The following is a 22132-nucleotide window of genomic DNA, read 5'->3' as shown; positions in this document are numbered from 1 at the left end:
GGGGCGGGTCCCGGGCCGGTTCGCGGACGGGGACCGTGCCGGGGCGTGGTGGTGGGGCCCCGGAGGCTCAGCGGGGACAGATCGCGCTGGCGAGGCGGCACAGATCGACGTGCAGCCGCGCCACGAGCAGCGGGCCCGGGGTCTTGTCGCTCACGCCGTGGACAACCATGAGGGCATCGTATCGATTCCCCGTCCGAGTGCCGGATACGCGTCTCGCAGCGTGGACGGTGCGCTGGACGCCGGGGCCGCCGGCGGGGCTCAGTACGCGGGGACGATCTTCACGTCCTCTTCGGTGATCTCGCCCTCGGTGATGCGGAACGACCGGAATTCCGCCGGGCCTTCGCCGTTGCCGCACTCGGCGGTGGAGACCAGGACGTAGTGCGCGCCGGGCTCGTTGGCGTAGCTGACGTCCGTGCGGGAGGGGTACGCCTCGGTCGCGGTGTGGGAGTGGTAGATGACCACCGGCTCCTCGTCGCGGTCGTCCATCTCCCGGTAGAGCTTGAGCAGGTCGGTCGAGTCGAACTCGTAGAACGTGGGAGAGCGGGCCGCGTTCAGCATGGGGATGAAGCGCTCGGGGCGGCCGGAGCCGACCGGGCCGGCGATCACACCGCACGCTTCGTCGGGGTGGTCGGCGCGTGCGTGGGCCACGATCCGGTCGTGGAGATCCTGGGTGATGGTCAGCATGCCTCCTAGGGTATGGCGGCACCCGGGGGCACCGGCAGGGAGGTGTCCTCCTGGTGAGACGGTGCCGGACCACGGAGTGGGACGGGTCCGGGGCGGGCCCCGGGACGGAGGGGCAGGAGCCGGGGGGCGGGGGTGTGCGGGCCCGGCGGGGTGATCCCGCTCACGGTGCGGACCCGGCGGTGCCGGACCGGGGGCGGAGCCCGGGCGCGGACGGGCGGGGACGGGGGCGGCCGGGGTCGGCCGGCGCCGGTCAGGGTGTGAGCGTCCCGATCAGGGATTCCTGGAGCCCGCCGAGCCAGAGGTAGGCCATCACCATCGGCTTGCGCGGGTCGCTGTCGGGCAGCCGGTACAGCTCCTGGTCGTCCTCGGTGACCTCCAGCCGGGCGCCGATGGCCAGCCGCAGGTCGTTGAGGGTGCCGAGCCACTGCCGGGTCTCGTCCGGGCCGATTTCGAGGAGGGCCTCGCCGTCCTCTGCGGCGGGCAGCCGGTCCAGGGCGCGGACGACACCGAGGGCGTCCTCGCGTTTGCGGGCCCGCAGGTCGTTCTCGGTGTAGCGGCGGAACTCGGCGGCGTACTCGCGGATCTTCTCCTCGTCGCCGCCGGGCTCGCGCTCCGGGTCCCCGTAGGCGTCGGGGAAGAGCCGGGCCAGGGCCGGGTCGGACGGGGGGTCGCTGGGGCCGTCGGCGAAGAGGGCGTCCAGCGGGTCGGCCCCGTCGGCGGGCTCGTCGCCCGGGCCGACGAGCTCCAGCAGCTGCACGGCGAGGCTGCGCAGGATGGAGACCTCGACCGGGTCGAGCGCGACGGCGGCCCCGCCGCCCGGTACGGCTTCGAACATGCCCGGCATCAGCGGTCCTGGCTCAGGGTGGCCCACAGGCCGTAGCCGTGCATGGCCTGCACGTCGCGCTCCATCTCCTCGCGGCTGCCGCTGGAGACGATGGCGCGGCCCTTGTGGTGTACATCGAGCATCAGTTTGCTCGCCTTGTCCTTCGAGTAGCCGAAGTACGCCTGGAAGACGTAGGTCACATAGCTCATGAGGTTGACCGGGTCGTTGTGCACGATCGTCACCCAGGGGACATCGGGCTCGGGCACCTCCGAGGGCGCTCCGCCGGTCTCCGTCTGCTCGATCTCGATGGGGGCGACACTCACAGGGTCCATGCTGCCATCCAGTGGCGTACATCGCACAAACGGACCGGTCCCAGAAATCGTCAAAGTGACGAGATGGGGTTAGCATCGCTGTCATGAACTCAGCAGACCTGGGGCTGCCGGTGGCCGTGCCGTCGACGGCGCTCTTCACCGACCACTACGAACTGACCATGCTGCAGGCCGCACTGCGGGCGGGCACCGCCGGCCGCCGCTCGGTCTTCGAGGTCTTCGCCCGCCGGCTCCCGGAGGGCCGCCGCTACGGGGTCGTCGCCGGCACCGGCCGGGTGCTCGACGCCGTGGAGAACTTCCGCTTCGAGCCCGAGATGCTCGGCTTCCTGCGGGAGCGGCGGGTGGTGGACGAGCCGACCCTGGAGTGGCTGGCCGGCTACCGCTTCCGCGGCGACATCAGCGGCTACCGCGAGGGCGACGTGTACTTCCCCGGCTCGCCCGTCCTCCGCGTCGAGGGCAGCTTCGCCGAGGCCGTGCTGCTGGAGACCGTCATCCTGTCGATCCTCAACCACGACTCGGCGGTGGCCGCCGCCGCGTCCCGGATGTCGGTGGCGGCCGGTTCCCGTCCGCTGCTGGAGATGGGCGCCCGGCGCACCCACGAGCTGGCGGCCGTGGCCGCGTCCCGCGCCGCGTACGCCGGCGGCTTCTCCGCCACCTCCGAACTGGCGGCCGGCTTCCGGTACGGCATCCCGACCGTGGGCACCAGCGCCCATGCGTTCACCCTGCTGCACGACAGCGAACGGGACGCCTTCACCGCCCAGGTCGACTCCCTGGGCCGGGGCACCACCCTGCTGGTCGACACCTACGACGTGGCCGAGGCCGTCCGGCTGGCCGTCGAGATCGCCGGGCCGGAGCTGGGCGCGGTCCGCATCGACTCCGGCGATCTGCTCCTGGTGGCCCACCGGGTGCGGGCGCAGCTCGACGCCCTGGGCGCGCGGGACACGAAGATCGTGGTGACCAGCGACCTCGACGAGTACGCCATCGCCTCGCTGGCCGCCGCCCCCGTGGACTCGTACGGGGTGGGCACCCGGCTGGTGACCGGCTCCGGCCACCCGACCGCCTCCATGGTCTACAAGCTCGTGGCGCGCGCCGAGTCGGCCGGCCCGGCGGCACCCCTGGTGCCGGTGGCGAAGAAGTCGCTGGGCGGCAAGACCTCGGTCGGCGGCCGGAAGTGGGCGGCGCGCCGGTACGACGCCGAGGGGACCGCCGAGGCCGAGGTCGTCGGCACCGGCCCGGTGCCCCCGGAGCACGAGGACGGCCTGCTGCAGGTGGAGCTGGTACGGGCCGGCGAGGTGCTGGCCCGGGAGCCGCTGGACACCGTGCGCGACCGCCATCTCGCCGTCCGCGCCCGCCTTCCGCTGTCGGCGATGCAGCTGAGCAGCGGCGAGCCGGTGCTCCCCACCGAGTACGTGTAGCGGGCGGGGACGTGTAGCGCCCGTGCGGCGCGGGTACGGCGGTAGTGCTCCGGGCACACCGCGGATCCCACCGTCCCCGCGCCCGCGGGGCGCCCACGCGCCCGGTACGACCCCCGGCGGCAACGACGCCGCCCGCTCCACCCCGCCCCCACGGCGGGCGCACCCCCGGGACCTGACCCGCCCGGGCGGCACCGGGCGGTCCCCGCCCCCTGCCCCACGGGTCCGGGCACCGTCCGTTACCCTGGGTTACGGGACGGTTGTCCGGCCTCCCGCGGAGGTCCGTCCCCGCCGCTCGACCAGCCGAAGGGCCCGCACCATGCACCGTGCACTGATAGTCGTCGATGTACAGAACGACTTCTGCGAGGGCGGAAGCCTCGCGGTCGCCGGCGGCGCCGACGTCGCCGCCGAGATCACCGATCTGGTGGCGGAGTCGACGGCCGGTTACCGCCACATCGTCGCCACCCGCGACCACCACATCGACCCGGGCGGCCACTTCTCCGACAACCCGGACTTCAAGACCTCCTGGCCGGCCCACTGCGTCGCGGGCACCGAGGGCAGCAGCTTCCACCCCAACTTCGCCCCCGCCATCGCCTCCGGCGCCATCGACACCGTCTTCGACAAGGGCGCACACGCGGCCGCCTACAGCGGCTTCGAGGGCCGGGACGAGAACGGCGTCCCGCTCGCCGACTGGCTGCGCGAGAAGGAGATCGAGGAGGTCGACGTGGTGGGCATCGCCACCGACCACTGCGTCCGCGCCACCGCCCTGGACGCGGCGCGCGAGGGCTTCCGGACCAGAGTGCTGCTGGACCTCACGGCGGGCGTCGCCCCGGACAGCACCGAGCGGGCCCTGGAGGAGCTGCGCGAGGCGGGTGTGGAGCTGCAGGGCAAGCCGGTCGTGGGCTGACGGCCCGCTCCCCCCGCGGCAGGTGCCGGGACCGGCCGGGCGCCCGGTGGGCCCGCGGCTAGGCCGCGGGGCGCACGAGGCTCGCGATGGGGTGCCAGAGTTCCGTGGCGTCGTCGGGCACCGAGCGCCACAGCAGGCCGTCGGGATGGTGCAGGACGGCGGTGACCTCGTCCGGAGTGGGCGGCTCGGCGTTGCCCCGCAGATGGACGGCGCGCAGCCCGTGGTTCTTCAGCCGGGTCAGGGCCCGGGGCCGGTTCGCCGCGTGGACGAGGACCCGCACCCGGGACGTCTCCACGGTCCCGCGGGCCGCGGGCCGGGGCAGGGAGAGGGCGACGACGACACTGCCGCCCGGGAGTCTGGTGAATCCTCCGCCGGCCATGTCCCTCCCTCCCCCGCGTGGCGCGGGTGTCAATAAGAAGCTCGTCCCCGCATCCTAGACGGCAATCGGCCGCCGCCCGTCACGGGCGACGGCCGAAGCCGCTTTGACCTGCGATTTTACCCGATTACTTGGTCGAGGGACCGACCTTCAGGATCATCTTGGAGCCGCTGCGGGTCTCCTTGAGGATCTGGATGCGGGTGTTGGTGTCAGGAACCTTCACCCCGGCGGTCGGGTTGGACTCGTACCAGTACGTCCCCTTGTGGTCGTCGAAGACCCGGACGCCCTTCTTGGCCTTCACCTTGGCCGGCTCCCCGTCCTTGTGGAGGGTGAAGCCGTCCGTCCGGTACAGGCTGAACGGGGAGTCGTACGCCTGGATGCGGTTGCGCATCAGGGTGCCGTCGCTCCACTTCTCCGGGACGGCGTGCGCGTCGACCGGGAGGATCAGGCCCTCACCGGGGTGGACGCCCACGTTGTTGTCGTGCTGCGAGGTGTCCCACAGCCAGACCATCAGGCCGTTCTGGTAGGGGAAGTGCTCCACCCAGTTCGGCCGGTCCGGGAACCCGAAGTTGTACGGGCCGACCTCGAGGGTCTTGTCGTACGAGACGTACTGCCGGTTCTCGGCGATGTAGTACTGCGGGTACTCGTTGGTGAACGACTCGCCGATGCGCTTGAAGCCGTCGGCGGTCCAGCCGTTGTCGCCGTCCTCGGCGTTGTCCGTGAACAGCGTCTCGCCGTCGGCGGTGACGGAGATCGCGTCGGCCGCGAAGCCCATCATCGCCAGGCCGCCGTCCGTCTGGTAGCGGAAGCGGAGGTCGATCTTCTGGCCGGCGTAGGCGTCCAGCGGGTAGACGAGGTCCTGGTACTCGCCGGAAGCGCCGTGCAGGGCCGGCTCGTCGCCGCCGTCGCGCGGGATGGCCTTGCCGTTCGCGGTGCCGTCCAGCGGCTTCCAGTTGGCGCCGCCGTCCGTGGAGACCTCGGCGTAGAGGTAGTCGTAGTCCTGCTCGATGTCCCACCAGCCCTTGAGCTGGAGGGAGGCCGCGGACCTGCCGGTCAGGTCGACCGGGCGGGACAGGGTGTTCTTGAGGTCGTCACCCATGTCGCTCCACCACTGGGTGGCGCCCTCGGCGGGCTTCACCACGGTGGTGGTCTTCGACTTGTCCGGCAGCTCGACCACGAGGGCCTGCGCGTCCTTGGTGTTGTACTCGGCCACGCCCAGCTTGTGGTACGAGCGCTTCCCCGCCTTGGCCGTGTCGTAGTCCAGCCAGCCGAGCTGCAGCTTGTCCCAGGCGGTCATGTCGCCGGGCAGGTTGCCGATGGACTCCTCGCCGTCGCCCAGCCAGGAGCCGGAGGACATCAGGGACCAGTAGCCGACCGAGGACTCGCCGGTGCCGGAGGTGTCGTACAGGTCCGGCAGACCGAGGTCGTGGGCGTACTCGTGCGCGAAGACGCCGAGGCCGCCGTTCTCGGGCTGCACGGTGTAGTCGCCGACCCAGACGCCGGTGTCGCCGATCTCCGTGCCGCCGGCCTTGTTGTTCTCCGGGCCGGTCTTGCCCGCGTTGACGCCGTACGCGTACCAGCGGTGCGCCCAGATCGCGTCGCCGCCCTGGACACCGCCGCCCGCGGACTCGTCCTCACCGGCGTGCACGAACTGGAAGTGGTCGATGTAGCCGTCGGACTCGTTGAAGTCGCCGTCGGCGTCGAAGTCGTAGCGGTCCCAGGTGTCGTACTCGGCGAGCTGGGCCTTGATCTCCTCGGTGGTCTTGCCGGCCGCCTTCTGGTCCGCGGCCCAGGCGGTCACACCGTCGCGCACCGCGTCCCAGACGTTGGCGCAGTTGCTGCTGCCGCAGTAGTTCGAGCCGTAACGGGCCTCGTTCCACTCGACCTTGACCCAGTCGGAGACGGTGCCGTCGACCGAGTAGCGGCCGGACGACTGCTTCTCGTAGTACTTCTTGAGGGACTCCTCGCCCTTCTCCTCCGAGAAGTAGAGGTCCTGGAAGTACTCCCGGTCGAAGTCCTCGCGCCACTCGGTGCTGTTGTCCACCGCGCGGTCGGGCTCGGCTATCTCGTTGTGGAGCGGGCCGGGCGTGCCGCCGTACTTGGGGAACGGCTCCTCGGGCCCGTCCGGGCCGTCGGGGTCGAACATCGTGGTCTCGTCGACCTTGTCGCCGAACTCGACCAGGATGGTGAAGATCTTGTCGGTCTTCTCACGGGCCAGCTCGACGTACTTGCCGCGGTCGAGCTTGACGACGCGCGAGGCGCCGCGCTTGGTCGTCCTGGCCTCGCCGGACAGCACCTGCTGGAGGGCGCTCTCCCGCTGCGCCTTCTGGCGCTCGCTGAACGGGCCCTCCAGGTCGTGCTCGACATGGGTCTTGGCGGGCGCCGGGTCCTGGCGCTCGATCGCGCCGGACCGGCCGTCCTCCGCCTCGGCCGCCACGGCCGGCAGAGCGGTCGCGCCCATGGCGGCGACCACGGTGGCCAGAGCCGCGGCTCCGGCGACTCTCCGATGGGTTCTCACTTGGCGCTGTCCTCCCGGGTGTTACCCAGTGCTGCGTCTTCCGCAGGGCATTGGATCCGACTTGACGCAGAAAAGACAGATCTTGACTTGAACACGCCACAGGTGTACGTTCACCGGCTTTTCAAGATCGATAATCGGACACTTTTCCGGCGCCGACCATGGGTGATAACCGAACAGGCGCACCCATCTCAGCCCGTGGAACGGGCGATGAATCCGTGCGCCCCCCGTGCACCTGGAGTGAGGGTCAGGTCACGCTTGCGGGAAGTTCCGCTCGGGCAGACAGCACCGTAGAGTCATGAAACGGCGCGAACGCTGCGTTTCTCCCGGGGAGTTGACGACGATACCGGCCCGCCGCCGGTCCCGCCGTCCCGGGGTGCGCGAAGACTCGACCATCCCCCAAGACCCTGTTCCGAGGACGGAATCCGCCATGCCGCGTCCGACTGCCGCACAGCTCGCCTACGGTTCGGCCACCGTCGTCTGCTCGACGATGGTCATGCTGGTGCTCTCCCAGACCCGGTCCGTGGCCGGCATCGCCTCGATCGCCCTCGCCGGGCTGGCACTCGGCCTCTTCGTCGCCGTGACGGTCTCCGGGCCGCGCGCCGTCCCCGCCGCCGCCCGGCGCGCCGTCGACCGGACCCCCGCGCCCCGCCGGACGGTCTCCGTCCCGGCACCCCGCGAGCACACGGCGCGGCCCCGGGCCGGCGCCGGCGCCTCCCCGTCCTCCGGCCACCGCTGACCGGAGAGCACTGAGCCCCCGGACCGTGCCCGGGGGCTCCTGAGCATTCCGGCCGCGACGGCCGGATTCAGCGCGTGGAGACCACCACCGTCTTCGCCGCCTTGTCGTGGAGACACTGCCGGAACGGCTTGTCCCAGGTGCAGAAGAGCACGTTGACCAGCCAGAAGACAAAGCCGAGGCACGGCACGAGCTGCGGCAGCGAGTAGACCGCCGCGCGCGTCCAGCCCGGGTTCCCGGCCGGCACCGACCCATTGGCGACCATCGCCACCCGGATCTTCATCAGCATCTTGCCGACCGTCTGGCCGGACCGGCTCAGCATCAGCCCCTCGTAGACGAAGTAGACCAGCAGGATCGCCAGTTGGACGCCGGTCGACTCCCCCATGTCGTCGTCGCCGCCGAAGCCGTAGCCGAATCCGCCGATCAGCCCGCCCGCCACCAGCCCCACGGGGATGCCGATCAGCAGACCGTCGATGATGCGGGCCAGCAGACGGCGGCCGAGGCTCGCCAGCGGGGGCATCCCGGCCAGCGGATCCTGCCCCCCGTACGGGCTGCCGTACGGGCTGCCGTAGGGAGCGCCGCCGTACGGTCCGCCGGGCGGGGGCGCGCCGGGGCCGCCGGGGGGCGGGGCGCCGTAACCGCCGGGCGGGGGCGGGCCGGGAGGCGGGCCGCCGGGCGGCGGAGACCCGTACGGGCCGCCCCCCGGTACGGCGCTGTCCGGTCCGCCGCCCGCGGAGGCGTGGTCCGGCGGCGGGTTTCCGCCCTCCGGCGGGCGCTTGCGGAACGGGTCGTGCTCCGGCGGCTCACCGGACGGGGACCCCGGCTGATCGCTGTTCATACCCGCCAGTCGACCGCGACGGCGTGGAGCGCGCAGCCCGGGGCGGGCTGTCCGGGGTAGCGGGTGCCCGGTCAGCCGCCGGACGCCACGAAGGTGCGGGCCGCCTTGTCGTGCCAGCACTGCCGCCAGGGCCGGTCGACGAAGCACCACAGCACGTTGACGACGCCGACCACCAGCAGCCCGAGCAGGCTGTAGACCAGCCAGCGGCGGAGCGACTCCGCGAACGACGGGTTCTCGTGCGACTCGATGCCCATCACCCGCACCCCGCACAGCCGTTTGCCGAGCGTCCGGCCCCAGCGGGCGGTGGGCAGCACCTCGTAGACGGCGCCGAGGAGCAGCAGCGCCGCGAGGAACATGCCGAGGTAGCCGGCCGTGGTGCCGTCGAGCAGCCAGACGGTGACGGTCTCACCGGTGAGCTCGGCGTTCTCGATCTTGGCGTCGATGTGGTCGGCCGTGCGCACGCCGAGCGGCACCGCGGCGGCCGACAGCAACGCGCCGAGGACGGCCGTGTCGATCAGCCGGGCGAGGAGGCGGCGCCCGAGCCCGGCCGGGCGGGCCGCCGTCTGCGCGCGGACGGCGGCCAGGAAGGGGTCCTCGACCGGGGGCCGCCAGGGGGTGACCGCGCCCCCGTCCGCTGCTGCGGCGGGGCCGCCGGGCTGTGCCAGCTGCTGCACCTGCCGCGGCCAGGAGGCCGCCGGCCCGGCGGGCCCGCCGGCGGCGGACTGCGGCGGCACGGCACCCGCGGCGGGCGCGGGCTGCGGCGAGGCGCTGGGGGACGGCTGCCCGGGCCGGGTCCCGGGGAGGGCGGGGCGCTGTACCGGGCCTTCGGGCCGGGGCGTCCGGCGCTGCGGGCCCTGGGGGTCCGGACCGTGGGGCTTCGGCCCCTGCGGGGCCGGGCCGGGCGCGGGGCCGCCGGGTGTGCGCACCGGCGGGGCGCCGCCGTCCGCCGGGGGCCGGCGGGCCGCGGGGGGCTGCGCGGGCGCGGAGGGCTGCGCGGCCGCGGCTCCGGGCGTGCCGGGGACGCTCTCACCGGGGGCACTCTCGCCGGCGGGGCGCGGCACGGCGCCCGCCCGGGGATCGGCACCCGCTGCCGGGGCGCCGGGGGCCTGTCCGCCGCCCTGGTCCGGGACGCGGCCGGGCGCGGGGCGGTCGTCGCGTTCGCCCGGGGCGGCGGCCGGGGCTCCGTGCGCCGCGCGGGGGTCCGCCGGGCCGGGGGTGCGGGAGCGGCCGCCGGGGCCGCTCGCCCGGAGCGTCATGGTGCCCTCGCGGGCGGCGGTGGCCGAGGGCGGGCCGCCGGCCTCCTCGTCGCCCCCGGCGGGGGCCGTGCCGGGTCCGGAACGGCCGGGCCCCAGACCGAGGGTGGGCCCTCCGGTGCCGGGGCGGCGTGCGTCGGGCCCCCGGCCGGGGCCGAGGCCGAGGGTGGGGCCGCCGGCCGGCGCCCGGTCCCCGGGGGCGGAAGCGGCCGGGGCGGCGTCCGGGGCGGCGGCGCGGGGATCGCCGCCGGCGCGCCGGGGCCCGTCCGCCTCCTCCCGTCCGCCGGGCCACCGGCCGGCACCGGGCGCGGGCCGGTCTCCCGGCCCCGGCTCCGGCGCGGGACCGGCGGCGGACTCCTCGCGGGGTGGAGCGCCCGGTCCGTCCTCTCCGGCGCTCCGCGTGGCGGCGGCCCCGGCGATCTCGTCGAAGTACATCGGGCCGGTGCGGTCCTGGGCGGGCACGGAGCCGCCACCGGACGGGGACGCGGAGGACGGCGGGGAGGCGGACGGTGACGCGGCGGGAGCCGCGGGGACCGCCGCGGGCGGCCCGGGGGCGCCGGCTCCCGGCGGCGGGGCGGGCATCGCGTCCCCCTCGCCCGGGGCCGGACGGCTCGTGCCGGGCACCCAGGAGGCGCCGTTCCAGTACCGGATGTAGCCCGGGATGGACGGGTCGGGGTAGTAGCCCGGGGCGGGGCCGCCGTCGGCGGATCCTGAGGTTGGGGCGCTCATTGTCCGTGGTCCCGTATCTGCTCGGCCGTCTGTGCGGTGGCTCTCCGTCTCCGCGGCGGGCGCGGAGTGGTGTACGTCGCCCCGGGACCGCCCGTTCACGGCCCGGGCCCGGTGCGGTGTCCACATGTACCAGAACGGGAGGCCTGCCGGGCGAGTCCCGGGGTACGCACCACTTTCGCGTATGTGTGTGCGCGAGAGACCGGCACATCCGGTGAGGATCTCCGAGAGTTTTCCGGGAAGCCGCGTACTGAACGGTGAGAACGGGCTTCCGCTCCGTGCGGCCCGCGCCCGGCCGCCGCACCGAAGGGAAAGGACGGCAGTTCATGCACACCGTGGTGGAGAGAGAACTGGAACTGGGCCTGCTGCTCACACCGGAGCGCAGCATCCCCGTGCCCGCCCGGCTGGCCTACCGCACGGACGATCCGTACGCGGTCCACATCACCTTCCACATCGGCTCCGAGGCGCCCGTCCACTGGACGTTCGCGCGGGAGCTGCTGGTGGAGGGGGTCTTCCGGCCGGTCGGCGAGGGCGATGTGCGGATCCGGCCGGGGAGGGCCGACGGGCACGCGGTGATCCGCCTGGCCCTGCGCTCCCCCGACGGGGAAGCGCTGCTGCAGGCCCCCGCGGCGCCGGTGTCCGCCTGGCTGGAGCGGACCCTGCGGCTGGTGGAGCCCGGGAAGGAGCTCGAACAGGTGGCGTTCGACGAGGCGTTGAGCGAGCTGCTGGCGGTGGCGCCGTCCGACGAGAGCTCCGACGGGGCGGCGTGACCGGCCCCGGCGGCCACCCGTCCCGTCCGCGCCCGCTCGCGCCCCGGCGCGCGGGCTCGCACTTCTGCGCGCTCCCCCGTGCGCTCCCGCGCGACCGGTTCCGCGGGAGCCGTGCGGGCGCCGTCAGAACAGCTTGCCGGGGTTGAGCAGACCGAGCGGGTCGAACAACTCCTTGATCCCGCGCTGGAGTTCCAGCCCCACGGGGCCGATCTCCCGGGCGAGCCACTCCTTCTTGAGGACGCCGACCCCGTGTTCGCCGGTGATCGTGCCGCCCAGCTCCAGTCCGAGGGCCATGATCTCGTCGAAGGAGGCGAGGGCGCGGCGGGACTCGTCGGCGTCCCGCGGGTCGAAGCAGACGACGGGGTGGGTGTTGCCGTCCCCGGCGTGCGCGCACACCCCGATGACGAGATCGTGCTTCGCGGCGACGGCCGCGGTGCCCTCCAGCATGTCGGCGAGCCGGGCGCGGGGCACGCAGACGTCGTCGATCATCGTCGCGGAGCGGACGGACTCCAGGGCGTGGATGGCCAGGCGCCGGGCCTTGAGCAGCAGTTCGGACTCGGCCGCGTCGGAGGCGGGGACGACCTCCGTGGCCCCGGCCGCGGCGCAGAGCCGGGCCACGGCGGCGAGGTCGGCCGCCGGGTCGGGGGTGTCGAAGCCGGCCAGCAGCAGGGCCTCGGTGGACTCCGGGAGGCCCATGTTCGCCAGTTTGTTGACGGCCCGGAGCGTGGTGCGGTCCATGAGCTCCAGCAGCGCGGGGGTGTGCCCGTCCGCCATGATCCGGCAGACGGCGTCACCGGCGGCCGCCGCGGAGGGGAACTCGGCGGCGAGGACGAGCTGCCGCGGCGGGTGCGGCTTGAGCGCGAGCACGGCCCGGACGACGATGCCGAGGCTGCCCTCGGAGCCGACGAAGAGCCGGGTCAGGTCGTAGCCGGCGACGCCCTTGGCGGTGGAGCGCCCGGTGCGGAGCAGGCGGCCGTCGGCGAGGACGACGTCCAGGCCGAGGACGTACTCGGCGGTGACGCCGTACTTGACGCAGCACAGCCCCCCGGCGCCGGTGCCGATGTTGCCGCCGATGGTGCACATCTCCCAGCTGGAGGGGTCCGGCGGGTAGTACAGGCCCCGTTCGGCGACGGCGCGGGAGAGCACGGCGTTGATCACGCCGGGTTCGACGACGGCGGTCCGCTCGACGGGGTCGATCTCCAGGATGCGGTCCATCTTGACGAGGGAGAGGACGATGCAGCCGTCCGTGGCGTTGGCGGCGCCGGAGAGCCCGGAGCGGCCGCCCTGGGGGACGACGGGGACGCGCAGTTCGGTCGCGGTGCGCATGACGTGCCGCACCTGTTCGACGGTCCGGGGCAGGACGACCACGGCCGGGGTGCCGGCGGGGCAGAAGCTCGCGTGGTCATGGGCGTATCCGGCGGTGACGTCCGGGTCGGTGACGAGGGCCTCGTCCGGCAGTCCTCCGCGCAGGCGTTCGATCAGGCGGCTCATGGGCTCAGGGTGGCACCCGGCCGTCCGCCTGGGAAGATCCGCGGACGGCCGGGTGCGGGCCCGGACCGGGGGCCGGGCGGCGGCGCGGTGCCGCCCGGCCCGGAGACGGCGCAGCCCCCGGTCCGGCCCGGCCGCGCCGACGGCCTCAGAGGTTGCCGCGCTTGGCCTGCTCCCGCTCGATCGCCTCGAAGAGCGCCTTGAAGTTGCCCTTGCCGAAGCCCATGGAGCCGTGGCGCTCGATCATCTCGAAGAAGACCGTCGGGCGGTCCTGGACCGGCTTGGTGAAGATCTGCAGCAGGTAGCCGTCCTCGTCCCGGTCCACCAGGATCTTCAGCTCGCGCAGGACCTCCACGGGCACACGGGTCTCGCCGGCCCACTCGCCGAGGGTGTCGTAGTACGAGTCGGGGGTGTCGAGGAACTCCACCCCGGCGGCCCGCATGGCGCGCACGGTGGCGACGATGTCGTTGGTGGCCAGAGCGATGTGCTGGACGCCCGCGCCGCCGTAGAACTCCAGATACTCGTCGATCTGCGACTTCTTCTTGGCGACGGCCGGCTCGTTGATCGGGAACTTCACCTTGAGGGTGCCGTCGGCGACGACCTTCGACATCAGGGCGGAGTACTCGGTGGCGATGTCGTCGCCCACGAACTCCTTCATGTTCGTGAAGCCCATGACGGTGTTGTAGAACGCCACCCAGTCGTTCATCTTCCCGAGTTCGACGTTGCCGACGCAGTGGTCGATGGCCTGGAAGAGGCGCTTGGCCGGGGGTTCGACGATCGGGCCGGCGGCCACGAACCCCGGGAGGTAGGGGCCGGTGTAGTCAACGCGCTGCACGAGGGTGTGCCGGGTCTCGCCGTAGGTGGCGATGGCGGCGAGGACGACGGTGCCGTGCTCGTCGCTGACCTCGTGCGGCTCCTCCAGGCCGGTGGCGCCGTGGTCGACGGCGTAGGCGTAGGCGGCGCGCACGTCCGGGACCTCCAGGGCGAGGTCGATCACACCGTCCCCGTGGGCGGCCACGTGCTCCGCCAGGAAGCGACCGCGCTCGGTGGCGGGCTTGATGACGCTGGTGAGGACGAAGCGGGCGCCGCCGGATTCCAGGACGTAACTCGCGGTCTCGCGGCAGCCGTTCTCCGGTCCGGAGTAGGCCACGCGCTTCATGCCGAAGGCGGTCGAGTAGTAGTGGGCGGCCTGCTTGGCATTGCCGACGGCGAAGACGACGGCGTGCATCCCTTTCACGGGGAAGGGGTCGGCCTGCCGGGCCGTGTCAGGGGTCTGGTTCATCGTCTCAGTCATGCGCTCAGCGTCTCCGCGACCCACAAGGTGCGCAATAGTTCCTGATTCCACTGGACAACCCAACCAGCATCATGGCGATAATGCCGGACCATCTGTACAGGATGACCATCGAAGCGGGCGGCGACGAGAACGGAGCGGGCGGGCCATGGGAATCGACGCGCTGGACGGACGGCTGCTCGAACTGCTCGCCGAGGAGCCGCGGATCGGCGTCCTGGAGGCCTCGCGCCGGCTGGGCGTCGCCCGGGGCACGGTGCAGGCGCGGCTCGACCGGCTGCGGGCCGGCGGCGTGATCCGCGGCTTCGGGCCGGACGTGGACCCGGCGGCGCTCGGCTATCCCGTGACCGCCTTCGCGACCCTGGAGATCAAGCAGGGCCAGGGAGCGGAGGTGCGGGCGCATCTGGCACGGGTACCGGAGGTGCTGGAGCTGCACACGACCACCGGCGAGGGCGACATGCTCTGCCGGCTGGTGGCCCGCTCCAACGCGGACCTGCAGCGGGTGATCGACCTGGTGGTGGGCTACGCGGGCATCGTGCGGGCCTCCACGGCGATCGTCATGGAGAACCCGGTGCCGCTGCGGATCATCCCGCTGGTACGGCAGGCGGCCGCGGACCGGGGCTGAGACCGGGCGGCCGCCGGGCCGGGCCGGGTCAGCCGGGCCGGCTGGACCGGCTGGATCGGCCGGGTCAGCAGTGCGGGACCCGGCCGCCGCGTTCCAGGGCCGTGAGCGCGTTCACGGCACCCTCCAGGCTCGTCACCGGGATCAGCCGCAGGCCCTCGGGCAGTTCCGCGCGGGCGTCCCCGCACTCCTCCGCCGGCACCAGGAAGACCGTCGCCCCGTCCCGCTCGGCGGCCCGGGTCTTGAGCGGTACGCCGCCGACCGGGCCGACCCGGCCGTCCGCGGTGATCGTGCCCGTCCCGGCGATCGTGCGGCCGCCGGTCAGATCGCCGCCGCGGCCGTCCCCGTCGAGCTTGTCGACGATGCCCAGCGCGAACATCAGGCCGGCGCTCGGGCCGCCGACGTCCGCCAGCCGCAGCGTCACCTTCACGTCCTTCGGGGAGCGGCCGAGGTGGTCCAGGGCGGCGGCCGTGGCCGTGTCCTGGGACTCCCGCATCTCGGCCCGGTTGTACTCCTCGATCTCGTCGGTGTTCTCGCCGACCGGGTAGACGGAGTCGCGCGGCATGACCGCCCGGTCCGCGCGGAACCAGCCGTCCACGACGTCGTCGAGGCCGACCGCCGCGTCCGGGCCCGTCGCGGCGATCGTCGTCATCCGCAGCTCACCGGTGGTCTTCCGGGGCTCGGCACCGGAGATGGTGATCACCTGCTCGCCCTTCTTCGAGCCGAGCACGTCCGCGGTCAGGCCCGGCTCCGCGAGGCTGAACGGCAGCGGGGCGAACACCGCCACCGCCAGCAGGGCGGCGACGGGCACCGCGCAGGCGGCGAGGACGCGGGAGCGGCGGGCGAGAGCGACGGGCATGGGGGTGAATCTAGTGGACGGCGGGCGGCCGGGCCCGCCCGGCCGCCGAGGGCCGCACCGGGCCGGGGGCGCGGCGCGTCAGTGCGCGGACGCGCGGCACGGAGGCGCACAGACGTGCGACGGGTCCGGGCACCGGCCCGGACCCGCCACGTCACACCGTCCGTGCGCGCCGCACACACCGCCCGCACACACCGCCCGTACGCACCGTCGCGCACGGACGCCATCGCGCACGGACGCGACCGCACACGCGCGCCGCCGCACACGCTCCCGCCGTGCTCAGCGCAGGGCGTCGGAGACCTCCCGGGCCGCGTCCGCGACCCGCGGGCCGACCCGCTCCGGCACCGAGTCGGCGAGCATCACCACGCCGACGCTGCCCTCCACCCCCGTCACCCCGAGCAGCGGGGCGGCGACCCCGCTCGCGCCCGCCTGGAGTTCTCCGTGCGTGAGCGAGAAACCGGGGTCGGTGCCCGGGTTCTGCCGGGCGGCGAGGATGGCCCTCCCCGCCGCGCCCTGTTCCAGGGGATGACGGAACCCGGCCCGGTAGGCCACGTGGTAATCCGTCCAGGTCGGTTCGACCACCGCCACGGCCAGGGCGTCATTGCCGTCGACCAGGGTCAGATGGGCGGTTGCCCCGATGTCCTCGGCGAGGGAGCGCAGCGCGGGCAGCGCCGCCTCCCGTACGAGTGGATGCACCTGGCGGCCCAGGCGCAGTACGCCCAGCCCGACCCGCGCACGGCCGCCGAGGTCCCGGCGGACGAGCGCGTGCTGCTCCAGTGTCGCGAGGAGCCGGTAGACCACGGTCCGGTTGACGCCGAGCTTGTTGGACAGCTCGGTCACGGTGAGTCCGTGGTCGGTATCGGCGAGCAATTTGAGGACTCTCAGTCCTCGGTCGAGCGTTTGAGACGTCTCCGCGGTCACGACGCCCCCTCCTCGGGTGAGTGGCGGCGGCTTCTCACGGCAGGTGCGATGCCGGTCCCAGCGGCAGCGCGCGGAGAGGCCGCCGGTCGCTTGGCACCGGCTTGCACCATGGCGGGGTTGCCACGGTACGTCTGAGTGAGCGGAACGCTACTGACCTGTCCCGCTCAGCGGAAGAGGCCGTCCAGAATCCGGGCACTCCCGTACCCATTTATCCGCTTCCGGGCCGGCCCGGAGCACGGATGGGAGCACGGATGGGAGCACGGACCGGAGCACGGCCGGCCCGTGGGAAGGCATGCGCCGGCCGTCCGGCGGGGAACACGGATCACCGGCCTCCGGGGACGGGGACGGTGACGGCGGATGCGGACGCGGACGCGGACGGGAACGGGAACGGGAACGGGCACACGGTGAGCCGCGGCCGGCGTGACGGGAGCGGGCTCCGCCCGGGCGCTCCGGAGCCCGCCGCGCCGCCGGTTCAGCGCATCCGCGTGGCCCACTCCTGGACCTTCTTGATCCGCTCCCGGAGCTGTCCCGCCGTGGCCTCCGCGCTCGGCGGCCCCCCGCACACCCGGCGCAGTTCGGTGTGGATCACCCCGTGCGGCTTGCCGCTCTGGTGGACGTAGGCGCCGACCAGGCCGTTGAGCTGCTTCCGCAGCTCCATCAGCTCCTTGTGCGTGACCACCGGCCGCCGCTCCGCCGGGAGTTCCAGCAGATCGGCCTCCTCGGCCGGCTTCTTCCGGCTGTGCGCGATCTGCCGCGCCTGCCGCTTCTGCAGCAGCATCTGCACCTGGTCCGGCTCCAGCAGCCCGGGGATGCCGAGGTAGTCCTGCTCCTCCTCGCTGCCGGGGTGGGCCTGCATGCCGAACTCGGCGCCGTCGTACAGCACCCGGTCGAAGACCGCGTCCGACTCCAGGGCCTCGAACGGCAGGGTGTCCTGCTCGCCGGTGTCCTCGTCCTGCTCCTTCTCGGCCTCCCGGAGGAGCTTCTCCTCCTCGGCGTACGGGTCCTCCTCGCCGTCCTTCTTCGGCCGGTCCAGGACGTGGTCCCGTTCGGCCTCCATCTCGTTGGCGAAGCCGAGCAGGTCCGGGATGGTGGGCAGGAAGACGGAGGCGGTCTCGCCGCGCCGCCGGGAGCGGACGAACCGGCCGACGGCCTGCGCGAAGAACAGCGGGGTGGAGATCGTCGTGGCGTAGACGCCGACGGCCAGCCGCGGCACGTCCACGCCCTCGGAGACCATGCGGACCGCGACCATCCAGCGGTCCTCGGAGTGGCTGAAGTCGTCGATGCGCTGCGAGGCGCCGGTGTCGTCGGAGAGGACGACGGTCGGGCTCGTCCCGGTGATCTCGCGGATCAGCTTGGCGTAGGCCCGCGCCGAGTCCTGGTCGGCGGCGATGACCAGGCCGCCCGCGTCCGGGATGGCCTTGCGGACCTCACTGAGGCGGTGGTCGGCGGCCTTCAGGACATTGGGCATCCAGTCGCCGCGCGGGTCGAGCGCGGTGCGCCAGGCCTGGGAGACGGCGTCCTTGGTCATCGGCTCGCCGAGCCGCGCCTCGATCTCGTCACCCGCCTTGGTGCGCCAGCGCATGCTGCCGCTGTAGGAGAGGAAGATGACGGGCCGGACGACGCCGTCGGCGAGCGCGTTGCCGTAACCGTAGGTGTAGTCGGCGGAGGAGCGGCGGATGCCGTCGGGGCCCTCCTCGTAGGCCACGAACGGGATCGGGTTGGTGTCCGAGCGGAAGGGCGTGCCGGTGAGGGCCAGCCGCCGGGTGGCCGGCTCGAACGCCTCCTGGCACGCCTCGCCCCAGGACTTGGAGTCGCCGGCGTGGTGGATCTCGTCGAGGATCACCAGGGTCTTGCGCTGCTCGACGCGGTTGCGGTGCAGCATCGGGCGGACGCCGACGCCCGCGTAGGTGACGGCCACGCCGTGGTACCCCCGGCCCAGCGGGCCCGCCGAGTACTCGGGGTCGAGTCTGATGCCGACCCGGGCCGCCGCCTCCGCCCACTGCTTCTTCAGATGCTCGGTCGGCGCGACCACCGTCACCTGCTGGACGACATGGTGGTGCAGCAGCCAGGAGGCGAGGGTCAGCGCGAAGGTCGTCTTGCCGGCGCCGGGGGTGGCGACGGCGAGGAAGTCCCGCGGCTGCTTCTGGATGTACGACTCCAGCGCCCCGTGCTGCCAGGCGCGCAGCTTGTTGGCCGTACCCCACGGGGCACGGCCCGGGAAGGCGGGCGAGAGGTGATGGGAGGTGGTGGCGGTGGTAGTCACGGTCTCCGGTTCGGGCCCTCGGGTACGTACGACAACCGGGCCACCCTATCGGGGGCCCGGCGGGCTCTCCGGCACTGCGACCCGGTCACGCCTCCGGGTGGGAGACAGGTCACATTGGCCCGCCGGCACTACGGTCAACGAGGTCGGCGAGTCCTTGCGCGATGTGCTTCACGTCGTCCGCCTCGCCGGTCGCAACAGCGATCACCAACCGTTCCGCAGCGTCGATATCCGGTCTGAGTTGGATCCCGTTGATCGCCAGAAAAGTGGCGCACGACAGCCAGGCCGTGCGCTTGTTCCCGTCGAAGAAAGGATGGTTGACCGCCAGAGACTGCAGGAGAGCGGCAGCCTTGTCGAAGATGTCCGGATAGGCCTCCTCGCCGTACATGGCCGCCGAGGGACGGTGTACCGCAGATTCGAGCAGACCTGCGTCCCGGACGACCACCTCCATGTCATCGCAGGCGCAGTCGGCGATGACGAGGACATCTTCCGCTGTCAGATAGATGGGCGTCACTTGAGCCGCTCCATGAGCTCACGCCACTTGGCGGCCTGCTCCAGGGCGGTCTTCCGCACCATGGACTGCTGTGCGGTCCGGGCGAGGTAGTCGTCGATCGCCTTGAGCGCTATGGCGTGCATGCTGACGCCTTCTTCTTCGGCCCTCTGCCTCAGCGCATGGGCCTGCTCGTCACGGAGTCGCAGATTCATAGCCATACCGGAATGGTACCAGCGCGTGGGGTCATATTGGGGTCACCAGAGGTCATCAACCTTCCGCGCAGAGCCCCGTTCACAGCCTTCCCGCCGGGGCGCGGACTCCGTACGGGGGCTCAGCCGGGTGGCGACCCAGGCGCCGGCCAGGGCGACGGCCGCCATGGCCAGGTAGACGGCGGCGAACGCCGTGGCGTGGCCGGTGGAGCCCGCGGCCGCGGTTCCCCGCGCCACCCCGGCCGTGTGCGCCCCGGCCGTGACGGAACCGCCGCCGAGGCCGACGAACAGCATGCCGCTCAGCCCGACCAGCACGATGTTGCCCAGCGCGTCGGAGACCTGCAGGGACGCCGAGTTGGAGCCCGCCTCCTCCGGTTTGGAGAGCCGGAGCAGGAGCACGCTGGCGCTGGAGATGGTCAGCCCCATACCGAAGCCGCCGACCGCCCAGGAGGCGGCGACCAGCGTCCAGGGCGCCCAGCCCGGCAGTCCGTCGAGCAGCGCCAGCGCCGGGCCGGCGATGGCGACGGCCATCAGCGCCATACCGAGCTGCATCAGCCGCTCCCGGTGGGGCTCCAGCCGCGGCCGGCTCTGGGTGTACGAGCCGAGGGCCCAGGTCAGGCCGCCGCCGGTGAGCGCGAAGCCGGCCAGGGTCACCGGCAGCCCCCGTTCGGTCACCAGCATCAGCGGCACGAACGTTTCCGCCCCGAGGAAGGACCCGGCGGCGAGCCCGCGCAGCAGCACCACCGACGGGAGCCCCCGGCCCGCGCGGAACGTCCCGCGCGGCAGCAGCCGCAGCACCGAGGGGACCAGCAGCGCCAGACCTGCGGCGGCCGGGAGGAGGGCCGCGGCGCTCCGGTCCTGGCCCGCGTACTGGAGCAGCCCCGCCCCGGCGGCGACGGCGAGGGCGAGCAGCACGCGGCGCCGGTTCACAGCCGCGGTACGGCCGCCGTTCTCCGGCAGCCTCCGCAGAGCGGGCAGCATCACCGTGAGCGGCAGCAGGACGAGCACGGGGATCGCCAGGAACACCCAGCGCCAGCCCAGGCTCTCGGTGACCGTGCCGGCCACCAGCGGCCCGACGATCACGGGCAGCACCCAGGCGGCGGAGAACGAGGCCATCACGGCCGGGCGCAGCCGCTCCGGGTACGCCCGGCCGACGACCACGTACAGCGCGACGATCACCAGCCCGCCGCCGATGCCCTGCACGGCCCGCCCGCCGACGAACGTCCACATGTCCCGCGCCGCCCCGGAGATCACCAGACCGCCGCCGAACGCGGCCACCCCGGTGAACAGCGGCACGAGCGGGCCCTTGCGGTCGCACCACTCGCCGGAGAGGGCCATGGCGAAGAGGCTGGCGGTGAAGTAGCCGGAGAAGGCGTAGGCGTAGAGCGGGATGCCGTCCAGCGCGTGGGCCGCCGCGGGCATGGCGGTGTGCACGGCGCTCGCCTCGAAGGCGATGAGGGAGACCACCGAGATGATGCCGAGGGTGAGCCCCCGGAAGGGCCGCCGCCAGATCGTCTCCCGCTCCGGCCCGGCCGTCCCCGGCCCCTTGCCCTCGCCCGGGCCCGCGCCTCGTCTGCCGCGGCCGGCGGGCGGGGACGGGGGAGGCTGCCCGGTCACGCCGGTTCCCGTCGTGCCGGCCCGGCCGGCCGTGGCCGTCCTCGCCCGCGTGGGGGCGGACGGGGTGGTGTGCCGGGCGGCGGAGGGGGTGGCGGGGGCGGCGGGTTCGAGGGGGGCGTCGACGGCGCCGGCGGTGTCGACGCCGTCACCGGGATCCGGAACGGTCATGGCGTCAGCGTAAGGGGCTCAACCGACACTGGCTCCTGTCAAAAGTCGGTCGTGCACTCGGCCGTCCGTCCTAGGCCTGTCGTACGGATCAGGTCGCAGGACGGCGCCCAGTCGCCCAGTGGTCGGGAAAGCGTCCTTTCGGCACGCCGCCGCCGGCGGTGCCACCCGAGCTGATCAGTCGAGAGCGTGGGCGCGGCAGGTCCGCAGAATCTCGTCGGACAGTCCGGGCCGGACATGGCGGACCGCCCGGGCGAGCACCATCGCCCCGACCAGCCTGCTGAGCAGCAGCACCGCCCGGTCCCGCGCCTGCCGTGGGGCGATCTCCCCGTCCTGCTCGCGGGCGAGTTCTGCGGCGAAGCCCGCGAGATACCCTTCCACGCCGGCCGCGTACGAGCGCTGGATCGTGTCGTTGTGCCGCCCGGCGTCGGTGACCAGGGAGGCGGAGGGGCAGCCGCCGTCCGGAGCGTCGCGATGGGCGACCGAGAGATAGTCGTCCACCACTCGCCTCAGCGGTGGGCCGGCGGGATCGTCCCCTGCCTCGACGGCCTGCTCCAGGACGCCCAGAGACGCCGTGAACGAGGCGTTGCACACCTCGGCGGCCAGGTCGTCCTTGGACGCGAAGTGGTTGTAGAAGCCGCCGTGGGTCAGGCCCGCTTCCTTCATCAGGTCCGCGATACCGACGGTGTCGATGCCCTGCGCGCGGAACATGCGCCCGGCCGCCTCGACGATGTTCTGCCGATTCCTGGCCTTCTCTTCCCTGGTGATCCGCGGCATGCCCGCCCTCCCGCCTCGACTGTGATTGACCTTTTCAAGGTTACCCCTCATCATTATTTTAATGTTG

General features: G+C 73.2%; 22 protein-coding genes. 5 read left to right on the top strand and 17 right to left on the bottom strand.

Annotated elements, in window-relative coordinates; all coding sequences use genetic code 11:
- Positions 1-67: 67 nt before the first annotated feature.
- The 4 genes from LIX60_RS31960 to clpS form a co-directional block, all read right to left on the bottom strand.
- Positions 68-169: a putative leader peptide gene (locus tag LIX60_RS31960; protein WP_019711586.1), complete on the bottom strand. Its 102-nt coding sequence runs from the start codon at positions 167-169 to the stop codon at positions 68-70.
- A gap of 89 nt (positions 170-258) precedes the next feature.
- A complete protein-coding gene (locus LIX60_RS19875; RefSeq protein WP_227959674.1) occupies positions 259-684 on the bottom strand; it encodes a Mov34/MPN/PAD-1 family protein in 426 nt (141 codons plus the stop codon).
- A 250-nt stretch (positions 685-934) separates the two neighbouring features.
- Positions 935-1528: a DUF2017 domain-containing protein gene (locus tag LIX60_RS19870; protein WP_227959673.1), complete on the bottom strand. Its 594-nt coding sequence runs from the start codon at positions 1526-1528 to the stop codon at positions 935-937.
- Positions 1528-1839 (bottom strand): ATP-dependent Clp protease adapter ClpS, encoded by a 312-nt coding sequence (gene clpS / locus LIX60_RS19865; RefSeq protein WP_019711589.1) that lies wholly within the window; start codon positions 1837-1839, stop codon positions 1528-1530. The genes LIX60_RS19870 and clpS overlap by 1 nt, the downstream gene beginning before the upstream one ends.
- A gap of 83 nt (positions 1840-1922) precedes the next feature.
- Between clpS and LIX60_RS19860 the strand changes: the two genes are divergently transcribed.
- Both LIX60_RS19860 and LIX60_RS19855 read left to right on the top strand, forming a co-directional pair.
- Positions 1923-3251 carry a nicotinate phosphoribosyltransferase gene (locus LIX60_RS19860; RefSeq protein ID WP_227959672.1) on the top strand — a complete coding sequence of 443 codons (1329 nt, stop codon included), beginning with the start codon at positions 1923-1925 and terminating at the stop codon, positions 3249-3251.
- Positions 3252-3567: 316 nt separating this feature from the next.
- Positions 3568-4155: an isochorismatase family protein gene (locus LIX60_RS19855; protein WP_043471157.1), complete on the top strand. Its 588-nt coding sequence runs from the start codon at positions 3568-3570 to the stop codon at positions 4153-4155.
- A gap of 58 nt (positions 4156-4213) precedes the next feature.
- Here the strand turns inward: LIX60_RS19855 and LIX60_RS19850 are convergent, their stop codons facing one another.
- Both LIX60_RS19850 and LIX60_RS19845 read right to left on the bottom strand, forming a co-directional pair.
- Positions 4214-4534 carry a hypothetical protein gene (locus LIX60_RS19850; RefSeq protein WP_227959671.1) on the bottom strand — a complete coding sequence of 107 codons (321 nt, stop codon included), beginning with the start codon at positions 4532-4534 and terminating at the stop codon, positions 4214-4216.
- A gap of 124 nt (positions 4535-4658) precedes the next feature.
- A complete protein-coding gene (locus LIX60_RS19845; RefSeq protein WP_227959670.1) occupies positions 4659-7049 on the bottom strand; it encodes an immune inhibitor A domain-containing protein in 2391 nt (796 codons plus the stop codon).
- A gap of 427 nt (positions 7050-7476) precedes the next feature.
- Between LIX60_RS19845 and LIX60_RS19840 the strand changes: the two genes are divergently transcribed.
- Positions 7477-7785 (top strand): hypothetical protein, encoded by a 309-nt coding sequence (locus LIX60_RS19840; protein WP_227959669.1) that lies wholly within the window; start codon positions 7477-7479, stop codon positions 7783-7785.
- A 67-nt stretch (positions 7786-7852) separates the two neighbouring features.
- On the opposite strand, the gene LIX60_RS19835 is transcribed toward LIX60_RS19840, so the two are convergent.
- Positions 7853-8620, bottom strand: a complete 768-nt coding sequence (locus LIX60_RS19835) for an RDD family protein (RefSeq protein ID WP_227959668.1) — start codon at positions 8618-8620, stop codon at positions 7853-7855.
- A 71-nt stretch (positions 8621-8691) separates the two neighbouring features.
- Positions 8692-10602 carry an RDD family protein gene (locus tag LIX60_RS19830; RefSeq protein WP_227959667.1) on the bottom strand — a complete coding sequence of 637 codons (1911 nt, stop codon included), beginning with the start codon at positions 10600-10602 and terminating at the stop codon, positions 8692-8694.
- Between the two features lie 323 nt (positions 10603-10925).
- On the opposite strand from LIX60_RS19830, the gene LIX60_RS19825 reads away from it, so the two are divergent.
- The gene (locus tag LIX60_RS19825; protein WP_227959666.1) at positions 10926-11369 is read left to right on the top strand and encodes an SsgA family sporulation/cell division regulator; all 444 of its coding nucleotides are present in this window, start codon (positions 10926-10928) and stop codon (positions 11367-11369) included.
- Between the two features lie 123 nt (positions 11370-11492).
- On the opposite strand, the gene LIX60_RS19820 is transcribed toward LIX60_RS19825, so the two are convergent.
- On the bottom strand, positions 11493-12860 hold the full coding sequence (locus LIX60_RS19820) for an FAD-binding oxidoreductase (protein WP_227959665.1): 1368 nt from the start codon (positions 12858-12860) through the stop codon (positions 11493-11495).
- Between the two features lie 145 nt (positions 12861-13005).
- On the bottom strand, positions 13006-14151 hold the full coding sequence (hppD, locus tag LIX60_RS19815) for a 4-hydroxyphenylpyruvate dioxygenase (protein WP_019711595.1): 1146 nt from the start codon (positions 14149-14151) through the stop codon (positions 13006-13008).
- A gap of 145 nt (positions 14152-14296) precedes the next feature.
- On the opposite strand from hppD, the gene LIX60_RS19810 reads away from it, so the two are divergent.
- Positions 14297-14770 carry an Lrp/AsnC family transcriptional regulator gene (locus LIX60_RS19810; protein ID WP_227959664.1) on the top strand — a complete coding sequence of 158 codons (474 nt, stop codon included), beginning with the start codon at positions 14297-14299 and terminating at the stop codon, positions 14768-14770.
- Positions 14771-14834: 64 nt separating this feature from the next.
- Here LIX60_RS19810 and LIX60_RS19805 read toward each other — a convergent pair whose 3' ends face one another.
- The 7 genes from LIX60_RS19805 to LIX60_RS19775 all read right to left on the bottom strand — a co-directional run bounded on the left by LIX60_RS19805 (position 14835) and on the right by LIX60_RS19775 (position 22065).
- A complete protein-coding gene (locus LIX60_RS19805) occupies positions 14835-15626 on the bottom strand; it encodes a S16 family serine protease (RefSeq protein WP_227959663.1) in 792 nt (263 codons plus the stop codon).
- A 276-nt stretch (positions 15627-15902) separates the two neighbouring features.
- A complete protein-coding gene (locus tag LIX60_RS19800; RefSeq protein ID WP_030547190.1) occupies positions 15903-16544 on the bottom strand; it encodes an IclR family transcriptional regulator in 642 nt (213 codons plus the stop codon).
- Positions 16545-17016: 472 nt separating this feature from the next.
- Complete coding sequence (locus tag LIX60_RS19795) at positions 17017-18807, bottom strand: DEAD/DEAH box helicase (protein WP_227959662.1); 1791 nt, start codon at positions 18805-18807, stop codon at positions 17017-17019.
- 109 nt (positions 18808-18916) lie between these two features.
- Positions 18917-19318: a type II toxin-antitoxin system death-on-curing family toxin gene (locus LIX60_RS19790; protein ID WP_227959661.1), complete on the bottom strand. Its 402-nt coding sequence runs from the start codon at positions 19316-19318 to the stop codon at positions 18917-18919.
- Complete coding sequence (locus LIX60_RS19785) at positions 19315-19515, bottom strand: ribbon-helix-helix protein, CopG family (RefSeq protein ID WP_030547207.1); 201 nt, start codon at positions 19513-19515, stop codon at positions 19315-19317. The genes LIX60_RS19790 and LIX60_RS19785 overlap by 4 nt, the downstream gene beginning before the upstream one ends.
- 36 nt (positions 19516-19551) lie before the next feature.
- Positions 19552-21291, bottom strand: coding sequence for an MFS transporter (locus LIX60_RS19780; protein ID WP_227959660.1), 1740 nt, complete (start codon positions 21289-21291; stop codon positions 19552-19554).
- 174 nt (positions 21292-21465) lie between these two features.
- Positions 21466-22065, bottom strand: a complete 600-nt coding sequence (locus LIX60_RS19775; RefSeq protein ID WP_227959659.1) for a TetR/AcrR family transcriptional regulator — start codon at positions 22063-22065, stop codon at positions 21466-21468.
- Positions 22066-22132 lie beyond the last annotated feature (67 nt).

Origin of the sequence: Streptomyces sp. S07_1.15 (genome assembly GCF_020739505.1) — a bacterium.
In the GTDB taxonomy this organism is placed as follows: domain Bacteria; phylum Actinomycetota; class Actinomycetes; order Streptomycetales; family Streptomycetaceae; genus Streptomyces; species Streptomyces xinghaiensis.
Note: the sequence above shows the minus strand (reverse complement) of the source record. Positions and strands in the feature narration are given on the sequence as shown.

Excerpts from the sequence above, each read along its gene's own strand:
- LIX60_RS19830 (WP_227959667.1), bottom strand. The coding sequence starts at position 10,602 with ATGAGCGCCCCAACCTCAGGATCCGCCGACGGCGGCCCCGCCCCGGGC.
- LIX60_RS31960 (WP_019711586.1), bottom strand. The coding sequence starts at position 169 with ATGGTTGTCCACGGCGTGAGCGACAAGACCCCGGGCCCGCTGCTCGTG.
- clpS (WP_019711589.1), bottom strand. The coding sequence starts at position 1,839 with ATGGACCCTGTGAGTGTCGCCCCCATCGAGATCGAGCAGACGGAGACC.
- LIX60_RS19840 (WP_227959669.1), top strand. The coding sequence starts at position 7,477 with ATGCCGCGTCCGACTGCCGCACAGCTCGCCTACGGTTCGGCCACCGTC.
- hppD (WP_019711595.1), bottom strand. The coding sequence starts at position 14,151 with ATGACTGAGACGATGAACCAGACCCCTGACACGGCCCGGCAGGCCGAC.
- LIX60_RS19870 (WP_227959673.1), bottom strand. The coding sequence starts at position 1,528 with ATGCCGGGCATGTTCGAAGCCGTACCGGGCGGCGGGGCCGCCGTCGCG.
- LIX60_RS19785 (WP_030547207.1), bottom strand. The coding sequence starts at position 19,515 with ATGGCTATGAATCTGCGACTCCGTGACGAGCAGGCCCATGCGCTGAGG.
- LIX60_RS19780 (WP_227959660.1), bottom strand. The coding sequence starts at position 21,291 with ATGACCGTTCCGGATCCCGGTGACGGCGTCGACACCGCCGGCGCCGTC.
- LIX60_RS19825 (WP_227959666.1), top strand. The coding sequence starts at position 10,926 with ATGCACACCGTGGTGGAGAGAGAACTGGAACTGGGCCTGCTGCTCACA.
- LIX60_RS19805 (WP_227959663.1), bottom strand. The coding sequence starts at position 15,626 with ATGCCCGTCGCTCTCGCCCGCCGCTCCCGCGTCCTCGCCGCCTGCGCG.
- LIX60_RS19875 (WP_227959674.1), bottom strand. The coding sequence starts at position 684 with ATGCTGACCATCACCCAGGATCTCCACGACCGGATCGTGGCCCACGCA.
- LIX60_RS19850 (WP_227959671.1), bottom strand. The coding sequence starts at position 4,534 with ATGGCCGGCGGAGGATTCACCAGACTCCCGGGCGGCAGTGTCGTCGTC.
- LIX60_RS19775 (WP_227959659.1), bottom strand. The coding sequence starts at position 22,065 with ATGCCGCGGATCACCAGGGAAGAGAAGGCCAGGAATCGGCAGAACATC.
- LIX60_RS19835 (WP_227959668.1), bottom strand. The coding sequence starts at position 8,620 with ATGAACAGCGATCAGCCGGGGTCCCCGTCCGGTGAGCCGCCGGAGCAC.
- LIX60_RS19820 (WP_227959665.1), bottom strand. The coding sequence starts at position 12,860 with ATGAGCCGCCTGATCGAACGCCTGCGCGGAGGACTGCCGGACGAGGCC.
- LIX60_RS19860 (WP_227959672.1), top strand. The coding sequence starts at position 1,923 with ATGAACTCAGCAGACCTGGGGCTGCCGGTGGCCGTGCCGTCGACGGCG.
- LIX60_RS19810 (WP_227959664.1), top strand. The coding sequence starts at position 14,297 with ATGGGAATCGACGCGCTGGACGGACGGCTGCTCGAACTGCTCGCCGAG.
- LIX60_RS19855 (WP_043471157.1), top strand. The coding sequence starts at position 3,568 with ATGCACCGTGCACTGATAGTCGTCGATGTACAGAACGACTTCTGCGAG.